The following is a 26853-nucleotide window of genomic DNA, read 5'->3' on the forward strand; positions in this document are numbered from 1 at the left end:
TCACCCCTCGCGCAGACGACCCTCCACATACTTGTGGAGAATGCTCGCCACCAGCGTCTGGTACGGAATGCCCTCGGTCAGCGGCTTTTTCTGCAAGCCGCGGAGATCCTTTGACGGCAATCGGATATTGATCCGCGCATCTTTACGGAACATCGCTTCTGCGTATTCCTGATGCCGCTGCTGGGGTCCGCGCGCCGTCGGCAGCGCGCTTGACCTCGCCCGTCTCGAACGCCTCCAGGATTTCAGCAGTTACGGTGACACGATACTAAATCCCCAAATGTCTCGGACCCGCCCCCCGTCGCCTGATCATTGGCGTTGAAATGAGGTTTCCAGGTTGATGGCACTCCCACGCTGGGACCCAATCATCTGCCCCGGTAGTCGTTGCTTTATCGAGCGCGCATAAAAACGCCGCCTGGTGAGGGGCGGCGCGGGTGTTGCGGTGTAGCGGTCAGTCAGTACCAGGGTGACAACTTATCATGTCACCGTAACTCAGGGTGACAACTTATCATGTCACCGTAACTAAACCATGTCACCGTAACTCCATGTCACCGTAACTCACTGCGCGAGTTCCAGCGCGTACCGGACCTGCTTGTCGAGAGCTGGATGTAGCTCGCGTAGGACGGCCCGCCGCCGCCTTCGCTCCGCCAGCCTCAACCCACGCCGGGTGAGGCCATCGGCCGCGGACTTGGTGCCGGGCTCGGAGTTTCCGGCGCCGGGCTTGATGCTGGCGCAGGCTCGGTTTGCGTAGCCGGCGCCACCGGCGTCGGCGCATCGCCGGGCGGTTTCTTCAGCGCCGCGTAACTGGGAATCAGCAGACGCATGCCCAAAACCTCACCGGTCTGCGCATCCAGAATCATGGCGCCGTCTTTCACGTTGCCGCTCACCGGCAGATAACCCAACTCCAACTCGGTCGGGGTCTGCTTGCCGAAAGACGCCAGCAACGCGGCCCACGCTGCGTCGTCCAGTTCATTGAGTTTGCGCAGCTCCTCCATCGGACGCAGGCGCGCCAGCATCGCCGCGCGTTCGGCGTCCAGCGCCACGTAATACTCCGGGAGCTGCGCCAGGTCCGCGCCGCCGCTGATGGATGAAAACAGGACATCGCTGCGCTTTTCGGGGTCATCCGGCATCCGCGCCGCCACCGTCGCCGGCCGCCAGAACGAAGGCTGGAATTCCGCCGCGGTGCGGCCCAGGCTGTCCTGGTTTACGTCCTGCACCGGCACCACCTCGAAGCGATCCACACTAAACACCACGTACGCCGGCCGGCCGTCGTAGATCGCCTGCAAACCATAGAGCAGCGCCAACGTCTGCAGCATGGCAATCACGCCCAGGTCAAAGCGCAGGGATTTCTTCGCCGGGTTGTAGACAATCAGGGTGATCAGCGGCCCGATCACCACGTCCACCCCGATCATGATCAGCACCAGCCGGTCCACGCCCTGCAGGTCCGACAGCGGTGCCGGGTACCACACCTGAAAGATCACCAGCATCGCCAGCATCGCAATCAGCGCGCTGATGCCCAGGTGGATCAAGGCCGGTCTGAAGCTGATGCGCAGGCGTTGGGCAATCGCGTTCATGGCATACCTGGGCAAAGTGTGAATGGGCAAGAGTCAGCGCAGCCGCGGCAGGTAATGTAACGGTGCGAGCAATCGATTCAAGGTTGAAGCCGCGCGGGTAAATGGTGGTAAATCGACGGATGGGAAAGCCCAAGCGTCTGCCCACCGCCATCGTGACGTCATCGAGCGCACATAAAAAAACCGCCGCCCGGTGAAGGGCGGCGCGGGTGTTGCGGTGTAGTGGTTCAGTCCGCGTCAGGGGCAGGGTGACAACTGATCAAGTCGCCATAACTCCAAACGGATTGGCGATCTGCAAGCCCCCGAAGCGCAAGCCATCGTGCATATCCTCACTCCATAACCGGGCGCAGCCAGCAGCAATCGCCGCGCGCACAATCAGCGCGTCGTACAAGGCCAGTTGATGCGAGGCATGCAGGTCCACCGCCGCTGCAATCAGATCCGCTGTCACCGGCACGACTTCAAAACCGGCGTAAAACTTCAAACGCTCTCTGACCAGACCGGGTGGCAGGCGCAGCTTGCGCAGCGCCACATTCGCGAACTCCTGCAACACCTGGGTGGACACCACGCCTTCGCCGCTCAAGCGAGCCGCTGCAACCAGACGCAGCGCACGCTCCTGTTTGACCGGCTCGTCGCCTGCGTCCGCGTAGACCAGGATGTTGGTGTCGATGAAGCTACGCACGGGCGTTGGCGTCCTCGCGGTCAAAGCGCCAGCCCGCCAGCCGGCCGGGTGTTTGCCGGGCAGACCGCTCGAAAGCCTGCACCTGCGCCTCCAGGGCTTCGGCGCCCGCCAATTGCTCCAGATAGTCCCGCACCGCCTGGTTCAAGCTCTTGCCCATGTTCTGCGCCGTTCTGCGCGCCTTCTCGGCGATGCGCTCGTCAACCGATAACGTGATGTTCATTGATTGCTCCAGATGGAGAGACAGAGACACGTAATATGTGCGCACAGCATGCGTGCGATTCTGCCGGATCACAACTTCGGGTGCCGTTCCTGTCCACAGTCGGGGTCTGCATGCGCTGCCCGCCACATCGTGATCGAGCGCCCACAAAAAAACGCCGCCCGGTGAAGGGCGGCGCGGGTGTTGTGGTGCAGCGGGTCAGGCAGTGTCAGAGGAAGGGTGACAACTTATCATGTCACCGTAACTGCCGTTCCTGTCCACAGTCGGGGTCTGCATGCGCTGCCCGCCACATCGTGATCGAGCGCCCACAAAAAAACGCCGCCCGGTGAAGGGCGGCGCGGGTGTTGTGGTGCAGCGGGTCAGGCAGTGTCAGAGGAAGGGTGACAACTTATCATGTCACCGTAACTGCCGGCGTCACGCTCGCCCTGGCGCACCCAGCGCCGCAACGTCTCGGCTGTACAACCAATCTTGGCAGCAATCGATTCAATCGCTGCCCACTGCGAGGTGTGCTGCGCCGCGTGCTCCGCCACCATCCGGACCGCGCGCTCCTGCACTTCCGGGGAATACTTCGATGCTCTGGTCATGGCTCCATTCTCTCAAGTGAGGGAGCCTCCGAGATTCCCGGGGCGGTTCACGGCGCGGGTGTTGCGGTGCAGCGGGTCAGGCAGTTTCAGAAGTAGGGTGACAACTTATCATGTCACCGTAACTCCACAAGAAACGCCGCCCCCCGGTGAGGGGCGGCGCGGGTGTCGCGGTGTAGCGGGTCAGTCTGTGTCAGGGTGACAATCTATCGTGTCACCGTAACCCTTATCGTGTCACCGTAACCCATTTCGTTCCAGCTCAGGCGGCTGCGGGCACGACCTCGCGTTCCACGCGCCTGCCGTTGGCGATCTCCGCAACGCGCAGATCGTAGGCGGCCTGCAAGTTCATCCACGTGCGCGCATCGCCGCCGAAGTAGCGCGCCAGCCGCATTGCGGTATCTGCCGACATTCCGCGCCGCTCGCGCACCACGTCGTTGAGGCGCGGCGTGGGCACGTTCAGCGCCTTCGCCAGCGCGTTGACCGACAGTTCCAGTGGCAGGAGGTATTCCTCCCTGAGCACCTCGCCGGGGTGTACCGGTCGCATTCCGTTTTTGAACATGAGTTGCACCTTTTCAGTGGTAGTCCACGATCTCGACGTCCGCGGGGCCGTCTGGAGTCCATTTGAAGCAGAGCCGGAACTGATCGTTGACCCGGATGCTGTAGCGGCCGGACCGATCACCCTTGAGCGCCTCAAGCCGATTGCCCGGCGGCGCTCGCAATGCGTCCAGCGTCTGCGCCGCATCGAGCAGCGCGAGCTTTCGCTGTGCGACCACGAGCAGGCTCGCGAAGCGCTTCGCCTTTCCGATCTCGAATAGCGCTTGCGTATCGCGGCAACGAAACGAGCGGATCATGCGAAATCGTATAACGATAAACGTTAAACGACAAGCCCGGGGCCTCAGCCGCCCTTCTTCCCCGCCTGCACGATCACCCGGTCGTCCGCCACCACGAACAGCTCGCCCAGCGGGCTTACGCGCGCCGAGCGGCAGGTTACGGTGACACGATACTAAATCCCCAAATGTCCCAGACCCGACCCCTCGTCGTCTGATCATTTGCGTTGAAAAGAGGTTGCCAGGTCGATGGCACTCCCACGCTGGGACCCAATCATCTGCCCACGGTCGTCGTCGCTTCATCGAGCGCCCACAAAAAACGCCGCCCGGTGAAGGGCGGCGCGGGTGTTGCGGTGCAGCGGGTCAGGCAGTTTCAGAAGTAGGGTGACAACTTATCATGTCACCGTAACTTGGCGCTGCTGATCAGGCTCCCGAGTCGCCACCAAATACCAGTGGTCACTATCCTCGCCCTTACCGCGTCTGCCGTGCGAATTCATGCGCTGTGGTTCAGTGCCAACTTGGACCAAGTTTATTGTTACTCGCACTTGCGCCTGTCCGGGCTCATGACCGGATCGCTTCTCGCCTTAGTTTTGACGCGGACTCAGATCCACTGGCTCGTCGCGCAGGCTCTGGGGGTTCTAGGCCTCATCGGTTTTATGGCCCTGCACCAGGCCGATCTCTGGAAGACTGCCAGCGGACTGACCCTTGGCATCTTCGGTGCCGAGCTGGCTGCCGTAGGTCTGATCGTATGGGCGACCGGCCAGCCTCACCTGCTCAGCAATCCCCTGTTGATGTGGCTAGGCCGTTATTCCTATGGGATCTACCTCTGGCATTACCCCGTCTTCAGATGGCTACGCGTGGACAATCCGTGGTGGCTCACCCTCGCAATCGGGTTCTGCCTCGCAGTGGCACTAGCTGCGCTGAGCTATCACACAGTCGAGGCGCTCTTCCGCCGAAGGCCCCCCTCCGCTGCGGCCAGACGATCAATCCAAGGCTGAAACGAGTTCGCTTGTGCGCAGCCGACGAGACTGGTTGCCCACCAGGAGGTCGCGTCAAAGTTCAATTCGTGTTGGGACTGGGAGCGTATTCAGAAGGATCGACCGTCTTACACCACGCCGGAATTCGCGCTTTGATTTCCGAGTGATCGCAGGCAAGCGCGAGGAGTTCGGTGTCCATTCGCTCATCAGCGACTGGTGCAAAAGCGAACACGTCCCAAGATCGCGCATTGATATCCGAAATGACGACCGCTGGGACGCCTTGTGGTCCGGTGACGACCAGTGATCGACGCCCATCTGTTATGCCGAGACTCTTGCGATTCATCGCGGCGCTATAGACATCCGGCTTCATCTCGATCCGGCCGTCCTGCGCGACGTTGTAGCTCGACTCGGCAATTCGGAGTGCTGCGGAACCATTGGGATTCAGGATATTGAACCCGCTGGGCGCCCAGCCCGTTTCCATGAGTACGTGCGTCCGGGGTCCGAATGCCGGCGAAATTTCGTGCGCACTCGGGTGCCGTTCGTCCCCGAACACCAATGAGCGGACTTTGGGCGCAACGTCTTCGAGCGACGCCAGCGAACTGGAGCGATTCACCTGAATGGCACCCGCGCGACTGGCACCGAGAACAGCACGAAGCTCTGCCATTGCTCCGGCGCCAGCAAGGAACCGCCGTGGCCTCCCATGGGCCAACTCAGGTCCACGTCCACACCGTGCGTGCGAACGGTCAGCGGCGCGGCGCTGTCAGAAGGAAGCCCTTCGCCATGGTCGGATAGCACTACGAGGAGGGTTTCCTGCGTCAGGTAACCCTCGTCACCCAACTGGTCGAGCATGTCGCCCAGTTGCCGGTCGACCAGGCGCAGCATGTGTTGGTACTTGGCCACGTCCAGAGGCCCGCCGCCGGGTTCCTGCACGGCGCTGCCGGCTTCAGCCGCGAAGAACGGCCAGTGCGCCGTGCACAGGTGAACAGAAAGAAACAGCGGCCGGTCACCCTTGCTGCCCAAGGCCGCCACGAATCTGCGGTTGAACCGCTCCGGAACGTAGGCATGGGCAAATGCCCGATTCCCTACCAGCGCCGGCAGGAAGTGCTCGGCACCTGGCATCTGGACAAAGAAGTTGATCAGGGGCTGGTCAGAGAACTGACCAAGGAGGAAGTCAGTCACGCCGATCTGCGGCCCAATGACCTCGTCGAAGCCAAAGGCGGGAAGGATATGGCTGAATCGGGTTTCGTCCGTGGCGTACACGGTTCGATACCCTGCGTCTCGGAATGTCCAGGCCATGCTCGCGTTGCGCGCCACCCGCTCCTGCGGCGCGTGATTGGTTCGGGCGCCGCTCTGCGTCGGGTGCATGCCGGTCAGGATCGTGACCCATGAAGGAAACGTCCGGGCCAGCGGCGTCACCACGTTGTCATTGAGGTGACCATTGGCCACCAGTGCGGCGAGGTTCGGCATGCCCCAGGACGCCGGGTCTTCAACGACCTCGCGCCGCAGCGAGTCCAGCCCAAGGATGACCACGTCGCGGTTCGTGTTCGCGGTGACAGCTGCAGGTGCTCTCAGCTTGCCGGTGGAAGCAGGACCGGGCGCGAGCGCATTCACGACAGCTGATGCGCAGAACAGGAAGATTAGGTACGACCACGGCGACAGCGCAATGCGCCGCATCCGGAATCCGTCATGACGGCCACGGTCTCGGAGCCGCCGGATCAAGGTGGGGGCTGCGCGAAATAGCAGGTATCCGAGTGCGATGGCGCACAGCAGGTCGACACCCCATACCGCAGCACGGTCGAACAGCGGCTCGGTCGCCCACGTCCACGACGAATTCGGAAACCAGGCGGCGTGCGCCCGAAGAAGAATCCAGGTGGACGCAAGCCATAACCATGCGAGGCAGGCCGCGGGATGCTGCGACCAGTGCCCGCCGGCGCCGGCCAATCCCGAGATGCGCCACAGCGCGGTCAGCCAGAGTGCGTAGAGACCCACCATTGCCACTAGCTGCGCCGCAACGCTCGCAAGGATGAGCGGCGAGCCAAGCAGAGTCGTGAGCAGGAATCCGGCCGCCTTTCGATTCCCCAGTTGGATCTCATAGCCGACAGTTGCCATGAACAGGCAGGTGGCCAGCACGGCGAGGCAAATGATCAGGAAGAGGAATGTCCGCAGCACGAAGGTGGCCCCCAATCAGCTCAAAAGAAAACGCCGCCCGAAGGCGGCGTCATAGTGATGGGTCCGGGCGGATCTGTTAGCGGCAGTTCGCCGGCAGGTACTTGGACGCAATGGTCGAGGTATCGCAAGCCCACTCCACAGTGCCGACGGAAGCGGTGTAGGTCGGCACGAGAACGAAGTTCCCGGCCGCATTGGCAATTGCCGACACGGCGGTGATCGTGCCGTTTGCAACAGCCAGGCTGGTAACGTACTGCGTCGGGTTGCTGGAGCAGCCGGCGGTATCAGTGTCTGCCGGGGCGGCATTTTCAGACTGGTAGTACTCGGAAACGGACGTCTTGCAGGCGCTGGCGGCAGTTGCAATTTCCGTCACCTTCGAGCGGGTGATGTAGTCCTGATACGCCGGAATCGCGATGGCAGCCAGGATGCCGATGATCGCGACCACGATCATCAGTTCGATCAGGGTAAAGCCCTTCTGAGTCTTCAACATGGGTAACTCCTTGATGATTGATTGCTTGTTGGTGTTGCGGCAAAGCGTTAATTCGCAGGTTCTGTTCAGCATTGCGTGTGCCAGCGAACAGACCGGTGGGCGGGGTTTATGGAAATCAATCGTTTACGTGGTGCGCCCGGTTGGCGGCCACGCCGGCCTGCCTTCGTGATCTGTCAATAAGTGACACGAAGCGTCGGGTCCGTTCAGGAAAGGGGCGGTTTTGCGGTGGCGCGGGGTGTTTTTGGGGTGGCAAACCGGCGGGGCGCGGCGCGGCCGGTGTGCCGGGCCGGGGGTTCAAGACCAGCGGTGCGGTTTGCGGGGGTGGGCGGCGTCGACCGCGGCCGCCGACCGATCTTCATGGGGTGATCGGGGTGCAACGTGGGGTGGTTCGCGACGTGGCCGACGCGACCCCGGGCTGCGCCCGGGCTACTGGCTGCGGGGTTCATGGGGTAGCCCGGGTGCAACCCGGGATTGCGCTGCATCGGGACCGACACCACCCCGGGCTGCGCCCAGGCTACTGATGAGGCCGCGAGTTCGCGAGATGGTCGATCGCTGCAGGAGGATTACGCGGCGCTGGCATCACGGGTTAATCGCCGGGGCGAGCGGACTTCAGCAAATGGGAAAGCGCCTGGACTTGATCCGTTGAACGAACCCCGCTTTGGCGGGGTTTTCGAGTTATGTGCAAAAAAAGTTGGGCAGCCCAGCATTCCAGCCACCTCTTGCCCAGAACGCTTATGCGGCCCTGGGAGAAACGCGCTGATTGATCAAGCTCTCGGCGGGGATGTTGAACCGCTTGTTCAGCGCCTGGATCATCCGCACCGTCAGCGGCCGCCGACGGGCCAGCACTTCGTAAACGCGGTTCTTCCGACCAATCGCAGGCACCAGGTCATCGACCGTCAGGCCTTGCTGTTCCATCCTGAACTTGATGGCTTCTACCGCATCCGGGAGATCCATCGGAAAGTGTGTGCGCTCGTAGGCTTCGACCAAGGTTGCCAGCACGTCGAGGCGGTCGCCTGCCTCAGTGCCCGCTTCCGCCGACATGAGCGTTTCAATCTCACGCAGTGTCTCGCGATAGTCGGCTTCGGTCTTGATGGGTCGGATGTTCATGGCGCGCTCTTTACACGCGAATCCTGGTTGCGCCGTATCGGGTGGCCAGGCGGGCGACCTGTTGGCGCTTGGCGTGCAGGCTTTCCAGCAGCATGGTTGTGCTCCAGGGCGTTGACCGGGGTGACCTTACGGTGACGCAGGGGTAGCCCGGGTGCAACCCGGGGTTGCGCCACCTCGCGACCGACACCACCCCGGGCTGCGCCCGGGCTACGGGTGAGGCCGGCGAGCAGCGCGCCAAAGTCGAGGTCGTTGGTGACGTCCACTTCTTGCGAAGCTCTGGCAACCGCCATGATCTCGAGATCGCTCGCGGTCACGTTGCCCACCTCGCTCCAGTGCCGCACCTGATGCCCACTCGGCACAAGAAAGTCCCGCCACCGGGGCGACAGGTTCATATCCAACAGGAGTTTCACGCAGCCTGCAGGTGGAATTCACGGGCCTCGAGCCGCCATGCGGCATAAGCCAGCGACTCTCGGATATCTCCGGGCTCCAGATAGGGATAATCGGCCAGCAATGCCGGCTCGGTGCCGCCGTTGGCAAGGTGGCGGATGATCATGCCGACGGTGGCTCGCATGTTTCGGACACAGGGCTGACCGCCCATCACGGCCGGGTCGTGGGTGATGCGGGGGAACTCTTTCATGGCTTGGCCCGATGCGTACCAAGGCAGAGGCTAGAGCGCTTTTGACTTTAGGACGTAGCCCCTCGGCTCGTCGCGATGTTGCGGCGAGCCGGAGCTTTCGCCGACGTTCGCTCCCGGCGCCACGTTCGCGTAAATCGGGCCACGCGGCACCAGACCGGGTTAGGGCATGTGGCCCATGCGTTGGGCGATGAGGGTGGCGAGTTCGCGGGCGACCTGGTCCTTGGCGCCGTGCGCAATCTGGTGCTGGCCGTCGGCCCAGAACACGCTGAGCTGGTTGTCGTCGCGGTCGAAGGCGCGGCCGTTGCCGACCCAGTTGGCGGCGATCAGGTCCAGCTTCTTGCGGCTGAGCTTGTCGCGGGCGTTGGCTTCCAGGTCCCGGGTTTCGGCGGCAAAGCCCACCATGAACAGTTGCGGGCAGGCGCTGCGCACGCGCACCAGGATGTCGTCATTGCGGGTCAGCGACAGGGTCATGCGGGCATCGCTTTTCTTGATCTTGTCGGTGGACGCCGTTTCCACGCGATAGTCGGCCACCGCGGCGGCGCCGACGAACAGGTCGGCTTGCTCGGCGGCAGTCAGAGCGGCGTCGCACATGGCCTGGGCACTGTCGACGTCCACGCGGTTGCAGCCGGCGGGCGCGTCCAGGTGGGTGGGGCCGGAGATCAGGGTGACCTGCGCGCCCAACTCGGCCAGCGCGCGCGCCACCGCATAGCCCTGCTTGCCCGAGGAGTGGTTGCTGATGAAGCGCACCGGGTCGATGGCCTCGCGCGTGGGTCCGGCGGTGACCACCGCGCGCTTGCCGCTGAGCGGGCCGGCCGGTGCGGCCAGCAGGGCGGCGACGTCGGCACGCAGGTCCAGCGGTTCGCGCATGCGGCCTTCACCGGTTTCACCGCAGGCCTGAAAGCCGGCGCCGGGGCCCAGCACCTGCACGCCGCGCGCGATCAGGGTGGCCAGGTTGTCCTGGGTGGCGCGGGCGGACCACATCAGGCGGTTCATGGCCGGCGCCACCGCGACGGGTCTGTCGGTGGCCAGCACCAGGGTGGCCAGCAGATCGTCGGCCAGGCCGTGCGCCAACCGCGCCAGCGTGTTGGCGCTGGCCGGCGCGATCAGGATCAGGTCGGGCCAGCGCGCCAGTTCGATGTGGCCCATGGCGCTTTCGGCCTGCGCGTCCCACAGCGAGTCGCGCACCGGCTTGCCCGACAGCGCCTGAAAGGTGGCAGCGCCAACAAAATGTTGGGCGCCATCGGTCATCACCACCTGCACTTCGGCGCCGGCTTCCATCAGGCGGCGGGTGAGATCCGCGGCCTTGTAGGCGGCGATGCCGCCGGTGACGCCGAGCAGGATGCGGCGGCCTTGCAGCTTGGGCGTCTCGGTGGGGTCCATGGGCGAGCAGTTTAGGCAAGCTGCGGGCACGCCGCATGCCGATCACGGGAAGTGCAGGTAAGGTTGGGTTTGGAACCGTCCAACCTTGCGCCGTGACCGCCGCTGTTGCCGATCTTTCTCCCCGCCATCGCCTGCGATCGATCTTCAGCGGTTCGGTGGGCAACCTGGTGGAGTGGTACGACTGGTACGTGTACGCGGCGTTTTCGCTGTACTTCGCCAAGAGTTTTTTCCCGCAGGGCGATCTGACCGCGCAGTTGCTCAACACCGCGGCGATCTTTGCGGTGGGTTTTTTGATGCGGCCCATCGGCGGTTGGCTGCTGGGCATTTACGCGGACCGGCGCGGGCGCAAGGCGGCGCTGCTGCTGAGCGTGTGGATGATGTGCGGCGGCTCGCTGATGATTGCAATCACGCCCGGCTTCGAGCAGATCGGCATCGCCGCGCCGATCCTGCTGGTGGTGGCGCGGCTGATCCAGGGCCTGTCGGTGGGCGGCGAATACGGCACCTCGGCGACCTACCTGAGCGAGATGGCCACGCGCCGGCATCGCGGCTTCTGGTCCAGCTTCCAGTACGTGACACTGATCCTGGGCCATTTGTTGGCGCTGGGCGTGCTGATTCTGCTGCAGCGCGTGTTCCTCACCACCGAAGAGCTGGAAGCCTGGGGCTGGCGCATTCCGTTTGCGATCGGTGCGGTGCTGGCGCTGGTGGCGCTGTGGTTGCGTCGGCGCATGGACGAGACCGAATCGTTCAAGCGCGACACCGCACAAGGGCCGCGCCGCAACGTGATGCGCGAACTGCTGGCCCACCCGCGCGAGCTGGCCACGGTGGTGGGCCTGACCCTGGGCGGCACGGTGGCGTTCTACACCTACACCACGTACACGCATAAATATCTGGTCAACACCGCCGGCATGGATCGGCATGACGCCACCCTGGTCAACGCGCTGAGCCTGTTCCTGTTCATGCTGATCCAGCCGCTGATGGGGGCGCTGTCGGATCGCATCGGGCGGCGACCGCTGCTGATCGGGTTTGGCGTGCTGGGCGCGCTGTGCACGGTGCCGATCCTGTCGGCGCTGGGGCAGGTGCAAACGGTGTGGGCGGCGTTTGTGCTGATCATGCTGGCGCTGGTGATCGTCAGCGGTTACACCTCGATCAACGCGGTGGTGAAAGCCGAGCTGTTTCCCACCAGCATCCGCGCGCTGGGCGTGGGCCTGCCTTATGCGCTGACGGTGTCGATCTTCGGCGGCACCGCCGAGTGGGTGGCGCTGTGGTTCAAGTCGGTGGGCGCAGAGAGCGGCTTCTACTGGTACGTGAGCGGCTGCATCGCGTGCTCGCTGCTGGTGTACCTGTGGATGCCGGACACGCAAAAGACCTCGCGCATCGTGGATGCGGGGTAGGACGGGCCTTTCTGTCGAGCGCGCACGGCGGCCACGGGCGGCCCAGCGGAAGACGGTGATCGGTAGGGCGGGCCCCCGCCATGGGGTGTTTCCACCGAGTGCTGACGGCGGCCATGGGCCGCCCTACCGTCGGGTCATGCCGAATTACGTGCGCTCGCGGGTGGCTGGCGGAACCTATTTCTTCACCGTGGTGACACGTGATCGACGGCCGGTGCTCACGGACGACGCATGTCGCGGCGCGCTACGCGCGGCCGTCCTGTCCACCCGCCAGCGCTGGCCGTTCACGGTGGACGCCTGGGTGTTGCTGCCGGGTCATCTGCATTGCATCTGGACCTTGCCGAGCGGCGATGCGGATTTCTCCAAGCGCTGGTCTGCCACCAAGCGCATGACCTCGCAGGCGCTGGGCAGGTCGGTGTGGCAGCCGCGCTTCTGGGAGCACAGCATTCGCGACGAGTCGGACCTGCAACGCCACATGGATTATCTGCATGGCAACCCGGTGAAGCACGGGTACGTTCCACGCGCAATCGATTGGCCGTATTCCACGTTTCATCGTTATGTTGCGCTCGGCCGGTATGCCGCCGATTGGTACGACACCGCGCCCGACGAGGATTGGGATTGAACGAGTGGGGCGGCCCGTGCCCGCCACCGGGAGTTTCTATGCAGAGCGGACGGCGGCCACGGGCCGCCCTACGGGGTTCGGCCGATATGTAATCGCGCCCGACGAGGATGGTTTTGAGCACAGACGGCGGCGGGTAGGGCGGGCCGTGCCCGCCGTCGGGTCTTTCTATGCAGCGCGGATGGTGGGCATGGCCGTCCCACGGCGGGGGGCATCACATTTCGGCCGCGGGCCGGTGGAGGTTGGCTTCCACCACCGTCAGTGCGGCCATGTTGACGATGCGTCGCACGGTGGCGGACGGGGTCATGATGTGCACCGGTGCGCCGCAGCCGAGCAGGATCGGGCCGATGGCGACGTTGTTGCCGGCAGCGGCCTTGAGCAGGTTGTAGGCGATGTTGGCGGCGTCCAGGCTGGGCATCACCAGCAGGTTGGCGGTGCCGCTAAGGGTGGAGTCGGGCAGGATCGCCTGGCGCATGGATTCGTTGAGCGCGCAGTCGCCGTGCATCTCGCCGTCCACCTCCAGTTGCGGCGCGCGCTGACGCAGCAGGGCCAGCACTTCGCGCATCTTCAGCGCCGACGGCGCATCGGAGCTGCCGAAGTTGGAGTGCGACAGCAGCGCGGCCTTGGGCTCGATGCCGAAGCGGCGGATGTGCTCGGCGGCGCTCAGCGTGATCTCGGCCAGTTGCTCGGCGCTGGGCTCCACATTGACGTGGGTGTCCACCACGAACACCTGGCGGTCCGGCAGGATCAGTGCGTTCATGGCGCCATAGCAGCTCGCGCCGGCTTCCAGGCCGAGCACACGATCCACGTACTGCAGGTGACGACCGTAGTTGCTGACGGTGCCGCAGATCATGCCGTCGCCTTCGCCCTTCTTGAGCAGCATGGCGGCGATCAGGGTCGGGCGGCGGCGCATTTCCAGCTTGGCGTACTGGGCGGTGACGCCGCGGCGCGCCATGAGCAGGTGATAGTCCTTCCAGTATTCGGGAAAGCGCGGGTCGTATTCGGTGTTGACGATGTCGACGTTGGTGCCGGGCCTCAGCCGCAGTCCGAATTTTTTGATGCGCTTTTCGATCACCGCCGGCCGGCCGACCAGGATGGGCACGGCCAGGCGATCATCCACCAGCACCTGCACCGCACGCAGCACGCGCTCTTCTTCGCCTTCGGCAAAGATGATGCGCTTGCGCTCGGGCAGCTCCTTGCGCGCGCGCTCGGTCACCGGTTTCATCATGGTGCCGCTGCGGGTGGTGAAGCGCTGTAGCTGTTCGCGATAGGCGTCGAAGTCGGCGATGGGCCGCGTCGCCACGCCGGAGTCCATCGCCGCGCGCGCCACCGCCGGTGCGATGTTGACGATCAGGCGCGGATCGAAGGGCTTGGGGATCAGGTACTGCGGGCCGAACTGCAGGTCCTCGATGCCGTAGGCCGAGGCCACCACATCGCTCTGCTCCATGCGCGCCAGATCGGCGATGGCATTGACGGTGGCAATTTCCATCTGCCGCGTGATGGTGGTGGCGCCCACATCCAGCGCGCCGCGGAAGATGAAGGGAAAGCACAAAACGTTGTTGACCTGGTTGGGGTAGTCGGTGCGGCCAGTGGCGATCACCGCGTCGTCGCGCACGGACTGCACTTCTTCGGGCAGGATTTCGGGCGTGGGATTGGCCAGCGCGAAGATCAGCGGTTGCGCGGCCATGCCGGCCACCATGTCCGGTTTGAGCACGCCGCCGGCCGACAGGCCCAGAAACATGTCGGCGCCGACGATCACCTCTGCCAGGGTGCGCCGGTCGGTGGGTTGCGCAAAGCGTGCCTTGTCCGGGTCCATCAGCTCGGTGCGGCCCTGGTAGACCACGCCGGCCAGGTCGGTGAGCCAGATGTTTTGGATGGGCAGGCCCAGGTCCACCAACAGGTCCACGCAGGCCAGAGCAGCGGCACCGGCGCCGCTGACCACCAGCTTGATCTGCGCAATGTCCTTGCCCACCACCTTGAGGCCGTTGAGGGTGGCGGCGCCGACGATGATCGCGGTGCCGTGCTGATCGTCGTGAAACACCGGAATCTTCATGCGGCTGCGCAGCGCGCGCTCCACGTGAAAACACTCCGGCGCCTTGATGTCTTCCAGATTGACGCCGCCGAAGGTCGGTTCCAGCGCGGCGATGATCTCGATCAGTCTGGAAGGGTCGCGCTCGTTGATCTCGATGTCGAACACGTCGATGCCGGCAAACTTCTTGAACAGCACGCCCTTGCCTTCCATCACCGGCTTGGCGGCCAGCGGGCCGATGGCGCCCAGGCCCAGCACCGCGGTGCCGTTGGTGATCACCGCCACCAGGTTGCCGCGCGCGGTGTAGCGAAAGGCGTTGACCGGATCGGCGACGATCTCTTCGCAGGCCGCCGCCACGCCAGGCGAGTAGGCCAGCGCCAGGTCGCGCTGGTTGACCAACTGCTTGGTCGGCGTGACCGAGATTTTTCCCGGGGTGGGGTACTCGTGATAGTCGAGGGCGGCCTGGCGCAGGCCTTCGCGAAGTTTCAAGGTAAGACCGGAGACGGCGAGGTAAGCGTCCATCTTGCCATGCAAGGTGAGTTGCACGGCATCGCGAAAAGTGACTAGATGCGGATGAAAACCGCAGGGAGCCCGGCCATGGCGATCAGCGACTGGCCTCAAGCCGAACGTCCGCGCGAGAAGCTGCTCGCGCAAGGGCCGGTTGCGCTGTCGGACGCCGAGCTGCTGGCGATCTTTCTGCGCACCGGCGTGCCGGGGTGCAGCGCGGTGGACCTGGCGCGCGATCTCATCACCCGCTTCGGCAGTCTGCGTGCGCTGGCCGCGGCCTCGCCGCAAGCCTTCTGCGAGGCGCGCGGTCTGGGCCTGGCCAAGTACGTGCAACTGCAGGCGGCGGTGGAAATGTCGCGTCGCGTGCTGGCCGAAGACCTGCGTCAACGCGACGCCCTGGCCGACCCCGCCGCCACCCGGCGCTACCTGAGCGCCTGGCTGCGAGATCGCGACCGCGAAATCTTTGCCGCGCTATTCCTGGACAGCCAGCACCGCGTGCTGCGCATCGAAGAACTCAGCCAGGGCACCCTGGACGCCGCCAGCGTCTATCCGCGCGAGGTGGTCAAGCGCGCCCTGGCCCTGGGCGCGGCGGCGGTGATCTTTGCCCACAACCATCCCAGCGGCGTGGCCGAACCCTCCGCGGCGGACCGCGTACTTACTGATCGCCTCAAGCAGGCGCTGGCGCTGGTGGACGTGCGCGTGCTGGATCACTTCGTGGTTGGTGAGGGCAGCCCGGTGAGCTTTGCCGAGCGCGGCTGGCTGTAGATTGCGTGGACCGACGGGAGCATCGAAGGAATCGGGAATCGGGAATCGGGAATCGGGGGTCAGTCCTGGGGCGCCATTCCGGACGAAAACGATCGCCAAGGTGGCCGAAGGCATTGTGTCGGGTCGGCCGCCGCCCGGCGCCGACGGTAGCCGCGGACCGTTGTTCCGCGCGGAGCGACAGGTTTTGCCTTCGACTCGGCCGGGGATAGCTGCCGCCTTGCTCCGGTCGGTTCGCGCTGGTATCTTTCGCGCCCCCCAAAATCCGGGGTCAACCCTGGGCGGTCGTCTGCCGTCCCCACGAGAGCGCGTCATGTCCAAAGTCTGCCAAGTCACCGGTAAGAAGCCGATGGTGGGCAACACCGTCTCGCACGCCAACAACCGGCGTCGTCGGCGTTTCGAGCCCAACCTGCACACCCATCGTTTCTGGGTGGAAGGCGAGAAGAAATTCATCAAGCTGCGCGTGTCGCATCACGGCCTGCGCATCATCGACAAGAAAGGCATCGAGACGGTGATCGCCGAACTGCGTGCCAACGGGCAGAAGGTGTAAGGCACATGGCCAAGGGCAAGAAAGACCGCGAAAAGATCAAGCTCGTGTCCACCGCCGGCACCGGCTTCTACTACACCACCACCAAGAACAAGAAGAACACGCCCGACAAGTTCGAGTTCTCCAAATACGACCCCGTCGTGCGCAAGCATGTCGCGTTCAAAGAGGCGAAGATAAAGTGACCGAGCACCCGGCCGCGTAGGCCGTCGGCCCTTGGTGAGGGCTGACTCGAAGTCAGCCCGAAGTCAGCCGACGGCGGCAAGCGAGTGTCGGCTGTATCGGCGCATAGCTCGAATGCAAATCCTGTTGGTGGGCGGCGCAACGCGAGCACCCGCCCTCACAGACCCGCCTGTCGGCCAGCCCCTGGCTTGCTTTTATCCGCCAGCGGAGTAGTCTCCAACGCCCGGTCGCGAAAAAGCGCCGGTTCAAAGAACCTGTCACAGGAATGTCGTTTCGATCGGACATTCTCAACAAGTGAGAACAACGAGTAGCGGCGCCGCCCACGGCCACCGTTGCCAGTCTGGAGAGGCCCAATCGGCGCCCGCGCAAGCGGGCGTTTTTGTTTTTGTCGTTTGGCGGGGCGGCTGCAGCGAGATCGCAGCGCCGACTTTCCGGTGGGAGCATGCATGGACGAGGCCCAGGCGACACGAACCCATCACCATCGGCACCTGGAGCACGCGCGTGCGCAGGTGATCGAGCTGCTGTCGCGGCAGGCGGTGGAGCGCGAGCTGGTTCATCGCAGCGAGGCGGTCATCGGCGCCGCCCGGCAGGACGTGGTGGCGCAACTGGTGGAACGCCAGCACCACGCGGCCCTGCAGCAGCGGCTGGCGCATTTCCATCCGGCGGACATCGCCTTCGTGCTGGAGGCCCTGGAGGTCGATGCGCGCGCGCTGGCGTGGTCGCTGGTGCGGCCCGAGCGACGCGGCGCGGTGTTGCTGGAGACCACGGCGGCGGTGCGTCGTGCGCTGGTGCAGTCGATGCCGGTGTCGGAGATTGCCGACGTGGTGCGGCCGCTGGATCCGGAAGACATCGCCGATCTGGTCCAGGACTTGCCCGAAGAGGATCGTCGCCAGGTGCTGGCGCAGCTGGACCAGACCGATCAGGCCGAGGTGCGCTCGGTGCTGTCGTTTCCGCCCGATTCGGTGGGTGCGGCGATGGACCTGGATTTCGTGCAAGTGCGCGAGGATGCCTCGCTGGAGGCGGTGCTGCGCCTGCTGCGCCGCCGCCGCGAACTGCCGGCGCATACCAACGAGCTGATCGTGGTGGACCGCGGCAACCGCCTGCGCGGCTTTCTGCCGCTGGCCAAGCTGCTGCTGGGCGATCCCGACGACCAGGTGGCGCAGGCGATGTCGCGCGACCCGGTGTTCTTCTACACCGACGACCGCATGCCGGAAGCCGCCAACGCGTTCGAGAAGTACGACCTGGTGTCGGCGCCGGTGGTGAATCTGCACGATCAGGTGGTGGGCCGCATCACCGTGGACGCGGTGGTGGACGATATCCGTGAGCGCGCGCAGACCGAGGGTCTGCGCAAGGTGGGCCTGTCGGAGGCCGACGAAGACCTGTTCGCACCGCTGCAACAGGCCGCGCGGCGCCGCTGGCCGTGGCTGGCGATCAACCTGGCCACCGCGTTCCTGGCCTCGCGGGTGATCGACGCCTTCGAAGGGGTCATCGCGGCGGTGGTGGCGCTGGCGGCACTGATGCCCATCGTCGCCAGCATCGGCGGCAATTCCGGCAACCAGTCGGTGGCCCTGGTGATCCGCGCGCTGGCGCTCAAGGCGGTCAGCGCCGCGCAGTGGCGCCGGCTGCTGCTGCGTGAGCTGGGTATTGCGCTGACCAATGGCGCGCTGTGGGGCCTGGCGCTGGGCGCCGCCACCTGGATGCTGTACCGGAACGCGGCGCTGGCGGGGGTGATCGCGGTGGCCCTGCTGCTGAACCTGACGGTGGCGGCGGCGGTGGGCGTGTGCGCACCGGTGCTGCTGCAGCGATTCGGGCGCGACCCGGTGATGGGTTCCAGCATCATCCTGACCGCCACCACCGACAGCATGGGCTTCTTCATCTTTCTGGGCCTGGCCGGGATTTTCCTGGCCTGAAACCGCCACCGGATGCGGTCTGCACAGCGGTCGTACGGTGGCGGCGGAATCGACCGAGCGTTTCGTTGCGCCCCCCGGGGGCTTGGCGTAAGGTGCCGCGCCCCATGACTCCCGACGACCTCGCGCAAGACCTGATTGCGGCCGGCGAATTGTTTCACCGGCGCGGCTGGGTGCCGGCCACCGGCGGCAATTTTTCGGCGCGCCTGGGCGCCGAGCGCATGCTCATTACCGCCTCCGGCTGGCACAAGGGCGAGCTCAAGCCCGAAGCGTTTCTGGTCGCCGATCTGCACGGCATCCCCGAAGACGCTGCCCGCAAGGCCTCCTACGAAACCTTGCTGCATTGCCAGACGTATCGTTTCGACGCCGCGGTGGGCAGCGTGCTGCACACCCATTCGGTGGCCAACACGGTGCTGTCACGACGCCATGCCAGCATCCGCCTGTCGGGCTACGAGCTCTTGAAACTGTTGCCGGGAATCCAAACTCATGGAACCACGGTGGAGGTTCCCGTGTTTGACAACGATCAGGACATCGCGCGGCTGGCAGACCGGGTCGATCGGCACATGCAACGGCATCCGGCCATGCCGGCCTATCTGATCCGTGGGCACGGTCTGTACGCCTGGGGCGCCACGGTGGCACAGGCACGACATCGTGTGGAGGCACTGGAGTTCATGTTTGAGTGCGAGATGCACTCAAACCCATGATGAGCAGCGAGTGCGAGATGCACTCGAAGTCGTGATGAGCAACGAGTGCGAACTGCACCCGAACCCATGATGAGTAGCGAGTGCGAAATGCGCTCGATTCGGCTTTCGGCGGCCTGTGCAAGGCGCGGGCCGCGATAGCGGCACAGACGGGCGCGATGCGTCCGGACCGACGGTAGGTAACGGGCGCAATCGGCGCCTTTAAGATGATCCGGGTGCAACACGGTGCCCGCGTTGAGAGGAGTACACCCCATGAGCGAACTGCGCATCTACGATGAAAACAACCCCAAGCAGGCCGAGCGCGTGCTGACCCGGTTTGCCGACATCCAGGCGGCCCTGGCCGAGATCGAGGTGGGATTCGAACGCTGGGAAGCGTCGCGGCAACTGGATGCCATGGCCTCGCAGGATGAAGTGATCGAGGCCTATCGCGGCCCCATCGACCAGTTGATGAAGAAATACGGTTTCCAATCGGTGGACGTCATCAGCCTGACCGCCAATCACCCGCAGAAGCAGGCCATGCGCGAGAAATTCCTGAGCGAGCACACCCACGACGATTTCGAGACGCGCTTCTTCGTGGAAGGCGAGGGTCTGTTCAACATCCGCAAGGGCGGGCGCGTGTACGCCACCCTGTGCACGCGCGGCGATCTGCTCAACCTGCCGGCCCATACCACCCACTGGTTCGACCTGGGCCCGCACCCCCAGCTCAAGGCGATCCGCCTGTTCACCACGCCGGAAGGCTGGGTCGCCAATTTCACCGGCGACAAGATCGCCGACCGTTTCCCCAAGCTCGAAGCACCGCATTACCCGCTGGCCCGCGCGGCATGACGTTGCGCGCGGTTCTCACCGACATCGAGGGCACCACGTCGTCGATCGACTTTGTGCACCGGACGCTGTTTCCGTACGCCCGCCAGCACCTGCGCGCGTTCCTGCGCGCGCAGGCCGGGCAGACGCAGATCCAGCAGATCATCGACGACGTGGAAGCTCTCGAGCACTGCGATCTGTCGCTGGATGACGCTGCCGACGTGCTGGAGCAGTGGATCGACGAGGACCGCAAGCTCACGCCGCTGAAAACCCTGCAGGGCCTGATCTGGCGGCAAGGCTACGCCGCCGGCGAGCTCAAGGGTCACGTTTATCCCGACACGCCGGAGGCGCTGCGCCGCTGGCACGCCCAGGGGCTCAAGCTGTTCGTGTATTCCTCGGGTTCGGTGGAGGCGCAGCAACTGATCTTCGGCCACACCGACTATGGTGACCTCAACCCGTTGTTCTCCGGGTACTTCGATACCCGCGTCGGGCCCAAGCGCGCGGCGGCCTCGTACCGCGAGATCCTGCGCCTGACCGGCCATGCGGGCGCCGAGATGCTGTTTCTATCCGATGTCGGCGAAGAACTGGATGCGGCGCGCGCCGCCGGCCTGCAGACCCTGCAACTGATCCGCGACGACAAGACCATCCCTTCTCCGTCGCATCCGCAGGCGCGCGACTTTGCGGGCGTGCTCGCCGGCTGAGGCTCGGCGTTTCCAGAGGCCGGCGCCGCGCGGGGCGTGATCGTGGCGGCTGCGGGTTCCTCGTCACGCTGTCTTCATCGGGCTTTCAAGGCGCGGTCACATCGGCCCGCTAGCGTCCAGGGTCTTCTTCTGTCCTGGATATTCCGGCAATGCGCGTCGTCCGCCTGATTGCTCCCGCCCTCGTCCTGAGCCTGGTCGCCTGCGGCGGTGACAGCAATCGCAATTCAGTTCCCTCGCCCAGCCCGAGCCCGGCGCCCGCGCCAGCCCCGACGCCGACGCCAACCCCGACGCCAACCCCGACGCCAACCCCGACGCCTACGCCGGCCGCAACGTTCACCCTGCAATTGATCCACGCCGCCGACATGGAAGGCGCCGGCAACGCGGTGGAGGATGCGCCGCGCTTCTCGGCGGTCCTCGACGCGCTGCGTGCGCAGTCGCCGGACAACAGTCTGGTGCTGTCCTCGGGCGACAACTACATCCCCAGCCCCTTCTTCTCGGCCAGCAACGACAGTAGCGTGGACCCGCTGCTCGGCGCCGGCTGCGGCGACACGGTGGACTGCAGCGGACGCGGCGACATCCTGATGCTCAACGCCATGGGCTTCCAGGCCGCGGCCATGGGTAACCATGAGTTCGACCAGGGCCCTGCGCGCATCGCGGCCCTGATCGAGCCGGCCGACGGCTATGCCGGGCAGAGCTTTCCGTATCTGTCGGCCAATCTCGATTTTTCTGCCGACGCCGAGCTGTCCGACCGCGTGGTGGCCGACGGCGCCGCGCCACAGGCCGGGCGCATCGCCCGCAGCGTGGTGATCACAGTCGACGGCGTGCGCATCGGCGTGGTCGGTGCCACCACCCCGACCCTGGCCTCGATCTCTTCGCCGGGCGCCGATATCGCCATCACGCCGGCGGGCTTTGCCGCCAGCCCCGACGCTGCCGATCTCGATGCCCTGGCCGCGGTGATCCAGGATTCGGTCGACCCGCTGCTGGACCAGGGCGTCGACAAGATCGTGCTGCTGGCGCACATGCAGCAGATCAGCATCGAAGAGGGCCTGATCCCGCGCCTGAGCGGCGTCGACATCGTGGTCGGCGGCGGCTCGGATTCGATTTTCGCCGATGGCAATGATCGCCTGCGCGTCGGCGATGCGGCGGTGCGCGACTATCCCGAGTTGCTCGAAGACGCCGACGGCAACCCGGTGGCGCTGGTCAACACCGACGGCCAGTACCGCTACGTCGGTCGCCTGACGGTGGGCTTCGACGACAACGGCCTGCTGTTGCCCGACACCATCGATGACGAGGTCAGCGGCGCCTATGCCACCGACGACGCTGGCGTAGTGGCGCTCGGCGGTCCCGATCCGATCGATGAGGTCGCCGAGATCGCCGCTGCGCTGGGCACGGTGCTGGCGGCGCGCGAAGGCAATGTGCAGGGCATCAGCACGGTGTATCTCAACGGCAATCGCGGTGCGGTGACCGGCAACGGCGAGGTCTTTGGCGGCGTGCGCCAGGAAGAAACCAACCTCGGCAATCTGACCGCCGACGCCAACCTCGCCGCGGCGCAGGTGGTCGATCCCACCGCCAGCGTGTCGATCAAGAACGGCGGCGGCATTCGCGCGCCGATCGGCAGCATCGTGGTGCCGGCGGGCAGCAGCGATCCGCTGCAGGCGCAGTTGCTGCCGACCGAGGCGATTGCGGCAGCCGGCAAGCCGGCCGGCGGCGTGTCGCAGTTCGACATCCAGAATGCGCTGTCCTTCAACAACGCGCTGAGCCTGCTGACCCTGAGCGCGGCCGAGCTCAAGGACGCGCTGGAACACGGCATCAGCGGCGAGTTCGACGGCGCCGGGCGTTTCCCGCAGGTGGGCGGCATCCGTTTCAGCTTCGATCCGGCACAGACCTCGCGCCAGGCCGGCATGCCCAACAGCGGCAGCCGCATCCGCTCGCTGGTGGTGCTGGACAGCAACGGCGCCGCCGAGGGCGGCAGTGCCGATGTGGTGGTGCAGAACGGCGCCATCGTCGGCGATCCGGCGCGCACCTTCCGCGTCACCACCCTGAGCTTTCTGGCCGACGGCGGCGACGATTATCCGTTTGGCCTGGCCACCAGCCCGGCGCGGGTCGACCTGCTCAACAACGCCGCCTACGCGGCGGGCGGCGCCACCTTTGCCGAGCCCGGCTCGGAGCAGGATGCGCTCGCCGAATTTCTGCAGGCGGGCTTCCAGGCGGATTCGCCCTTTGCGGCAAGCGAGACCACGGCCGAGGACGACACCCGCATCCAGAACCTGTCGCGCCGCGACGATACGGTGATCGCGCCGTAGGCTCCTCCGGGGTCACCCTGCCGGCTCAGGGATGACCCCCATCGACTTCTCCAGCGCAGATTTCCGAGCGGAAAATCCGGATACTGCGCGTTGTGGCCGGTTGATCATCGACGCCTGCAGAAGCGATGACGCCGCCGGATGCCTGGAGGAGAACTTCATGGACGAGGTGCTGGGCCAGTCGCTGCAACTGCCCTGCGGCGTGACACTGCCCAATCGCATCGCCAAGGCCGCGATGACTGAAGGGCTGGCAGATCGTTATCTGCGCGCCACCGCGCGCCTGTGCCGTTTGTACGAGCGCTGGTCGCTGGGCGGCGCAGGCTTGCTCATCACCGGCAATGTGCAGATCGACAAGCGCGTGCTGGAGCGGCCGGGCAATGTCGCCATCGACGCCAACGGCGGACGCCGCATGCTGGAGCTGTGGGCGCAGGCCGGCACCGTCGCCGGCAATCACCTGTGGATGCAGATCTCGCACGCTGGCCGGCAGGCGCCCTGGTACGCAACCTGGGAGCCGCTGGCGCCGTCGCCGGTGCAGCTCAGGATTCTCGGCACCTATCGCAAGCCGCGTGCGCTGAACGACGCCGAGATCCGCGAGCTGATCTGCCGCTGGGCGGCCGTGGCCGGCGTGGCCAAGGACAGCGGCTTCACCGGCGTGCAGGTTCACGCCGCGCACGGGTATCTGCTCAGCTCCTTCCTGTCGCCGGCGGTGAACCGGCGCATCGATGCCTGGGGTGGGTCGCTGGAAAATCGCGCGCGCATGTTGCTCGAATCCATACGCGCCGTTCGCAAGCGCGTGGGCCCCTCGTTCCCGGTTGCGGTCAAACTCAACTCCGCGGACTTCCAACGTGGCGGTTTCGAGTTCGACGATTGCCTGAAGCTGGTCGAAATGCTCAATGCCGAAGGCGTGGACCTCCTGGAGATTTCCGGCGGCTCCTACGAGCAGCCGCGCCTGCTCGGCTTCAGCGGCGATGCGCAGACCGCGCAGGGCGAGAGCAGCACCGCCAAACGCGAGGCCTATTTCCTCGAATACGCCAAGCAAGTGCGCGCCATCGCGAAGATGCCGGTGATGGTCACCGGCGGTTTTCGCACCCGCGCCGGCATGCGCGCGGCCATCGAATCCGGCGACACCGACGTGGTGGGCATCGCGCGTCCGATGTGCGGCGATCCGGAGATCGTCGGCAAGCTGCTGCGTGCCGAAGTCGCGGAGACCCCGCGCTTCGAGCAGACGCTCAAGGTCATGTCCGGCAATCAGAGCACGCCGATGTGGCTGTGGCCGATCCAGGTGTTCGGCCAGCAGGCCTGGTACTACGTGCAGATCTTCCTGCTCGGTCGCGGCATGAATCCGAAGCTGGGGCTGTGGCCGATGCTGTGTTTCATGATCTTCCAGACCGATGAGATGGTGCGCGCGCTGCTGCTGCGGCGACGCAAGCCGCCACTAGAACGCGAGGAGCCGAGGTATGTTGGCCATGGCTGATTCCGACGCGCCAAACCTGCGATCACCCATTGCGCCCCTCGCGCCGGACCAGCGCCGCGCCGCCGCCATCGCGGGCCGCGATGCGCGACTGCCGGACTGGGTGGTCAGCGGCCGGCCCATCGTCGAGCGCCCGCGCTACGACAGCGTGATCGTCGTCGGCGCAGGCATCGGCGGCCTGTGCCTGGCTGCGCGACTGGCGCGCAGCCCGGCGTTCGCAGGCCGCGTCACAATCGTCGGTAAGCCGCCGGAACAGAATCCGCGCCTGATTGGCGGACTCACCTTGCGGGCGCGCTCGCTGGATTATTTCGCCGCCTGTCTCGGCATTCCGCGCGCGGACCTGATCGAGCACCTCTACGGCCCGCACAAGGCCGAGGTCGCGAGCAATCGGCAGATCGCGGCGCGCTTCGATCGTGACCGCGAGGGTCGCTACGAGATCGGCCCGACCGGCGAGTGGATGAGCCGCTGGGATCACGACGGCCGGGTGCTGTCCTACGGCGTGCGCAACTCGCACATGTCCGGCGCCATCTACGATTTCATGGCGGGGCTGGACATCGCCTGGCATTCGACCAAGCCGGCTTCGCTAGACGATTGCAGGGGCCTTGCGCGGGGCAGCAAGCCGTTCGTGGTGGTCACCGAGCCGATGGCACTACCCGGCGCGGGCGGGATTCCACCGAATCCGAAGAAGTTCGTGGTGGCCGCGCAACTGCCGTTCGCCGATCCGCAGCGCAGATCGAGGCGCGTGCTGCCCGACAACACCAGCATGCTGTGCGGCCGTCGTCGCAACGGCAGCCTCGACGCCTCAGTTTGGTATCCGCTGCGTGACCCGCTGTCGCCCGACGCGCGCTACTACGGCATTTTCTACAAGGTGGTGCGCGGCGGCGTGGACCTGCATCGCAACGCCGAGATCGAGGTGATGAAGGACAACCTGCTCGGTGTGTCCGCCGCGCTGGGACTGGAGCCTGTGTCGCCCGCAGACACGATGGGCACCGCCATGATTCCCTGCTCCGACTGGCGCGCGATTCACGAGCACACCGAGGGCTATCTGGATCTGGCCAAGCTCGCCAACGCCGGCACGCCCATCATCTGTGGCGACGGCATGCTGCGCGCCGGCCTCGCCGCGTACGTTGCGGGCGAGGCGCTGATCGCCGGCGTCGAACCTCAGGCGCACTTGAACCGCGCGATGCGCGGCTGGAAGTGGCGCAACTGGCTGGTCTACCAGGCGGTGGGTCCGTCGAGCTTGCTGGGCGATACCGCGCTGCGCTGGTTCCCGGGGATGGGCCTGAATCTGATCCAGGAATTCGGCGAGACCTGGGCCGGGGTGGAGTAGCGCCGCGGCGTGGTCTGACTCGGCTGGCTCTAGTCGATCAGACCACGACCCTCGCCATCGCGCTGGCCCTGGAAGCGCAGCAGGCGCCCGAACAGTTTTTCCGGGTCCACATCCAGGGCTTCGAACGAGCTGGAGATCGGCCGCAGCATGTCCACCATGCCGGTGCGGGTCAGCTCGTAGCAGTCGCGAAAATTGGCCGAGTTGAAGCCCAGGTCCACCGCATGGTCGCGCGATTTGCGCACGTGGGTGGCCTCGTCGTGGCGGATGTGCTTGATCAGCCGTGCGAAGCCGTTGGCGCGCCGCACCTTGGGCGAACCCAGCAGCGCCGACAGCGAGATGCATACCCCTGAATCCAGCCCGGTGATGCGGGCGAAGTGTTCGCCCAGGTCGCGGCTGGCCACACGCATGAACAGGCGCTTGGTGCGGCGGCGCACGGCGTCGATGTCGTCCGGTTGCGGGTAATGGCTGCGCGCTTGCTGGATCAGCCAGTTGTGTACGCGCTCTTCGGATTCGATTTCGCGCAGGGCGCGCTGTTCGCTGGCGGCGCGCTGCGCATCCAGCCGCCCGCTTTCGTGATGAAAGATGTTGATGGCCGATTCCTCGGCGCAGATCAGCACGCCGAGGATGCGCGCAATGCCGAGCTGGGCGGCATCGTCCACACCACACAGCATGGCGTCGCGGGTCGCCCGGGCATCGCTGTAGTCGCGCATCATGGCGGCGGCACGCAGGCGTGAGTCGGCGTCCCAGTCCAGTTCGCGCAGGATCGCCGCCGGGTTGTCGCCGCAGTGATCGGGGGCGGGATAGCCAAAGCAGAAGTGCGGCGTGGTCGAGGTCTGTTCCAGAGTCGGCGGCAGTCCCTCGATCGGGACATAGACCTCCACCGGCTCGGCCTGGATGGCCACCAGTTGTTCGTCGAACGTGGCTTCGAAATCGTCCCGCATGCGGCTGCCGACCCTGTTCAGAAAAGTCAATCCGCGCACG

27 protein-coding genes and 2 pseudogenes are annotated in these 26853 nt (G+C 65.5%); 12 read left to right on the forward strand and 17 right to left on the reverse strand.

The annotated features are described in order from the left end of the window. The 15 genes and pseudogenes from ACOOHP_RS01475 to coaBC all read right to left on the reverse strand — a co-directional run bounded on the left by ACOOHP_RS01475 (window position 1) and on the right by coaBC (window position 10629). A pseudogene (locus ACOOHP_RS01475) lies at window positions 1-241 on the reverse strand (antitoxin). Between the two features lie 409 nt (window positions 242-650). Then, on the reverse strand, window positions 651-1571 hold the full coding sequence (tfpZ, locus tag ACOOHP_RS01480) for a TfpX/TfpZ family type IV pilin accessory protein (protein WP_420464694.1): 921 nt from the start codon (window positions 1569-1571) through the stop codon (window positions 651-653). Window positions 1572-1827: 256 nt separating this feature from the next. Then, window positions 1828-2247, reverse strand: a complete 420-nt coding sequence (locus ACOOHP_RS01485) for a PIN domain-containing protein (RefSeq protein ID WP_420464695.1) — start codon at window positions 2245-2247, stop codon at window positions 1828-1830. After that, complete coding sequence (locus ACOOHP_RS01490) at window positions 2240-2467, reverse strand: DUF6364 family protein (protein ID WP_420464696.1); 228 nt, start codon at window positions 2465-2467, stop codon at window positions 2240-2242. Before ACOOHP_RS01490 ends, ACOOHP_RS01485 begins: the two co-directional genes overlap by 8 nt. A 404-nt stretch (window positions 2468-2871) precedes the next feature. Then, window positions 2872-3048, reverse strand: a pseudogene (locus ACOOHP_RS01495) (transposase); the annotation flags it as partial. Window positions 3049-3304: 256 nt separating this feature from the next. Then, window positions 3305-3604 carry a HigA family addiction module antitoxin gene (locus ACOOHP_RS01500; protein ID WP_420464697.1) on the reverse strand — a complete coding sequence of 100 codons (300 nt, stop codon included), beginning with the start codon at window positions 3602-3604 and terminating at the stop codon, window positions 3305-3307. A gap of 13 nt (window positions 3605-3617) precedes the next feature. Next, window positions 3618-3896, reverse strand: coding sequence for a type II toxin-antitoxin system RelE/ParE family toxin (locus ACOOHP_RS01505; protein WP_420464698.1), 279 nt, complete (start codon window positions 3894-3896; stop codon window positions 3618-3620). Between the two features lie 614 nt (window positions 3897-4510). Further along, window positions 4511-4642, reverse strand: coding sequence for a hypothetical protein (locus ACOOHP_RS01510; protein ID WP_420464699.1), 132 nt, complete (start codon window positions 4640-4642; stop codon window positions 4511-4513). Window positions 4643-4931: 289 nt separating this feature from the next. Then, window positions 4932-5330 carry a hypothetical protein gene (locus ACOOHP_RS01515; protein ID WP_420464700.1) on the reverse strand — a complete coding sequence of 133 codons (399 nt, stop codon included), beginning with the start codon at window positions 5328-5330 and terminating at the stop codon, window positions 4932-4934. Between the two features lie 128 nt (window positions 5331-5458). Then, window positions 5459-7033: a sulfatase-like hydrolase/transferase gene (locus ACOOHP_RS01520; protein ID WP_420464701.1), complete on the reverse strand. Its 1575-nt coding sequence runs from the start codon at window positions 7031-7033 to the stop codon at window positions 5459-5461. Window positions 7034-7094: 61 nt separating this feature from the next. Continuing rightward, complete coding sequence (locus ACOOHP_RS01525) at window positions 7095-7502, reverse strand: pilin (RefSeq protein ID WP_420466926.1); 408 nt, start codon at window positions 7500-7502, stop codon at window positions 7095-7097. Window positions 7503-8237: 735 nt separating this feature from the next. Then, window positions 8238-8612 (reverse strand): helix-turn-helix domain-containing protein, encoded by a 375-nt coding sequence (locus tag ACOOHP_RS01530; protein ID WP_420464702.1) that lies wholly within the window; start codon window positions 8610-8612, stop codon window positions 8238-8240. Further along, a complete protein-coding gene (locus tag ACOOHP_RS01535) occupies window positions 8609-9022 on the reverse strand; it encodes a DUF5615 family PIN-like protein (RefSeq protein ID WP_420464703.1) in 414 nt (137 codons plus the stop codon). The genes ACOOHP_RS01530 and ACOOHP_RS01535 overlap by 4 nt, the downstream gene beginning before the upstream one ends. Continuing rightward, window positions 9019-9249: a DUF433 domain-containing protein gene (locus ACOOHP_RS01540; RefSeq protein ID WP_420464704.1), complete on the reverse strand. Its 231-nt coding sequence runs from the start codon at window positions 9247-9249 to the stop codon at window positions 9019-9021. The genes ACOOHP_RS01535 and ACOOHP_RS01540 overlap by 4 nt, the downstream gene beginning before the upstream one ends. 159 nt (window positions 9250-9408) lie before the next feature. Then, complete coding sequence (coaBC, locus tag ACOOHP_RS01545; RefSeq protein WP_420464705.1) at window positions 9409-10629, reverse strand: bifunctional phosphopantothenoylcysteine decarboxylase/phosphopantothenate--cysteine ligase CoaBC; 1221 nt, start codon at window positions 10627-10629, stop codon at window positions 9409-9411. Window positions 10630-10664: 35 nt separating this feature from the next. Between coaBC and ACOOHP_RS01550 the strand changes: the two genes are divergently transcribed. Then, the gene (locus ACOOHP_RS01550; RefSeq protein WP_420464706.1) at window positions 10665-12020 is read left to right on the forward strand and encodes an MFS transporter; all 1356 of its coding nucleotides are present in this window, start codon (window positions 10665-10667) and stop codon (window positions 12018-12020) included. 136 nt (window positions 12021-12156) lie between these two features. Next, window positions 12157-12639 carry an REP-associated tyrosine transposase gene (locus ACOOHP_RS01555; protein ID WP_420464707.1) on the forward strand — a complete coding sequence of 161 codons (483 nt, stop codon included), beginning with the start codon at window positions 12157-12159 and terminating at the stop codon, window positions 12637-12639. A 211-nt stretch (window positions 12640-12850) separates the two neighbouring features. On the opposite strand, the gene ACOOHP_RS01560 is transcribed toward ACOOHP_RS01555, so the two are convergent. Next, window positions 12851-15187, reverse strand: coding sequence for an NADP-dependent malic enzyme (locus ACOOHP_RS01560; RefSeq protein ID WP_420466927.1), 2337 nt, complete (start codon window positions 15185-15187; stop codon window positions 12851-12853). Between the two features lie 75 nt (window positions 15188-15262). Between ACOOHP_RS01560 and radC the strand changes: the two genes are divergently transcribed. The 10 genes from radC to ACOOHP_RS01610 all read left to right on the forward strand — a co-directional run bounded on the left by radC (window position 15263) and on the right by ACOOHP_RS01610 (window position 25872). Continuing rightward, entirely contained in the window at window positions 15263-15937 is a 675-nt protein-coding gene (radC, locus tag ACOOHP_RS01565) for a RadC family protein (RefSeq protein WP_420464708.1), read from the forward strand. 310 nt (window positions 15938-16247) lie between these two features. Continuing rightward, window positions 16248-16484: a 50S ribosomal protein L28 gene (rpmB, locus tag ACOOHP_RS01570; protein WP_420464709.1), complete on the forward strand. Its 237-nt coding sequence runs from the start codon at window positions 16248-16250 to the stop codon at window positions 16482-16484. 5 nt (window positions 16485-16489) lie between these two features. Beyond that, window positions 16490-16663: a 50S ribosomal protein L33 gene (gene rpmG, locus ACOOHP_RS01575; RefSeq protein ID WP_420464710.1), complete on the forward strand. Its 174-nt coding sequence runs from the start codon at window positions 16490-16492 to the stop codon at window positions 16661-16663. A gap of 444 nt (window positions 16664-17107) precedes the next feature. Continuing rightward, window positions 17108-18571 carry a magnesium transporter gene (gene mgtE, locus ACOOHP_RS01580; protein WP_420464711.1) on the forward strand — a complete coding sequence of 488 codons (1464 nt, stop codon included), beginning with the start codon at window positions 17108-17110 and terminating at the stop codon, window positions 18569-18571. A gap of 104 nt (window positions 18572-18675) precedes the next feature. Further along, window positions 18676-19272 (forward strand): methylthioribulose 1-phosphate dehydratase, encoded by a 597-nt coding sequence (locus ACOOHP_RS01585; RefSeq protein ID WP_420464712.1) that lies wholly within the window; start codon window positions 18676-18678, stop codon window positions 19270-19272. A 249-nt stretch (window positions 19273-19521) separates the two neighbouring features. Beyond that, window positions 19522-20094, forward strand: coding sequence for a 1,2-dihydroxy-3-keto-5-methylthiopentene dioxygenase (locus ACOOHP_RS01590; RefSeq protein WP_420464713.1), 573 nt, complete (start codon window positions 19522-19524; stop codon window positions 20092-20094). Then, window positions 20091-20771: an acireductone synthase gene (gene mtnC, locus ACOOHP_RS01595; RefSeq protein ID WP_420464714.1), complete on the forward strand. Its 681-nt coding sequence runs from the start codon at window positions 20091-20093 to the stop codon at window positions 20769-20771. The genes ACOOHP_RS01590 and mtnC overlap by 4 nt, the downstream gene beginning before the upstream one ends. A 149-nt stretch (window positions 20772-20920) precedes the next feature. Further along, a complete protein-coding gene (locus tag ACOOHP_RS01600) occupies window positions 20921-23074 on the forward strand; it encodes a bifunctional metallophosphatase/5'-nucleotidase (protein WP_420464715.1) in 2154 nt (717 codons plus the stop codon). A gap of 157 nt (window positions 23075-23231) precedes the next feature. Continuing rightward, on the forward strand, window positions 23232-24545 hold the full coding sequence (locus ACOOHP_RS01605; RefSeq protein WP_420464716.1) for an NADH:flavin oxidoreductase/NADH oxidase family protein: 1314 nt from the start codon (window positions 23232-23234) through the stop codon (window positions 24543-24545). Beyond that, entirely contained in the window at window positions 24538-25872 is a 1335-nt protein-coding gene (locus ACOOHP_RS01610) for a hypothetical protein (RefSeq protein WP_420464717.1), read from the forward strand. Before ACOOHP_RS01605 ends, ACOOHP_RS01610 begins: the two co-directional genes overlap by 8 nt. Window positions 25873-25901: 29 nt before the next feature. Here ACOOHP_RS01610 and ACOOHP_RS01615 read toward each other — a convergent pair whose 3' ends face one another. Further along, a complete protein-coding gene (locus ACOOHP_RS01615) occupies window positions 25902-26813 on the reverse strand; it encodes a hypothetical protein (RefSeq protein ID WP_420464718.1) in 912 nt (303 codons plus the stop codon). Between the last annotated feature and the right edge of the window lie 40 nt (window positions 26814-26853).

The organism is Panacagrimonas sp. (assembly GCF_965216805.1).
Taxonomy (GTDB): domain Bacteria; phylum Pseudomonadota; class Gammaproteobacteria; order Nevskiales; family Nevskiaceae; genus Panacagrimonas.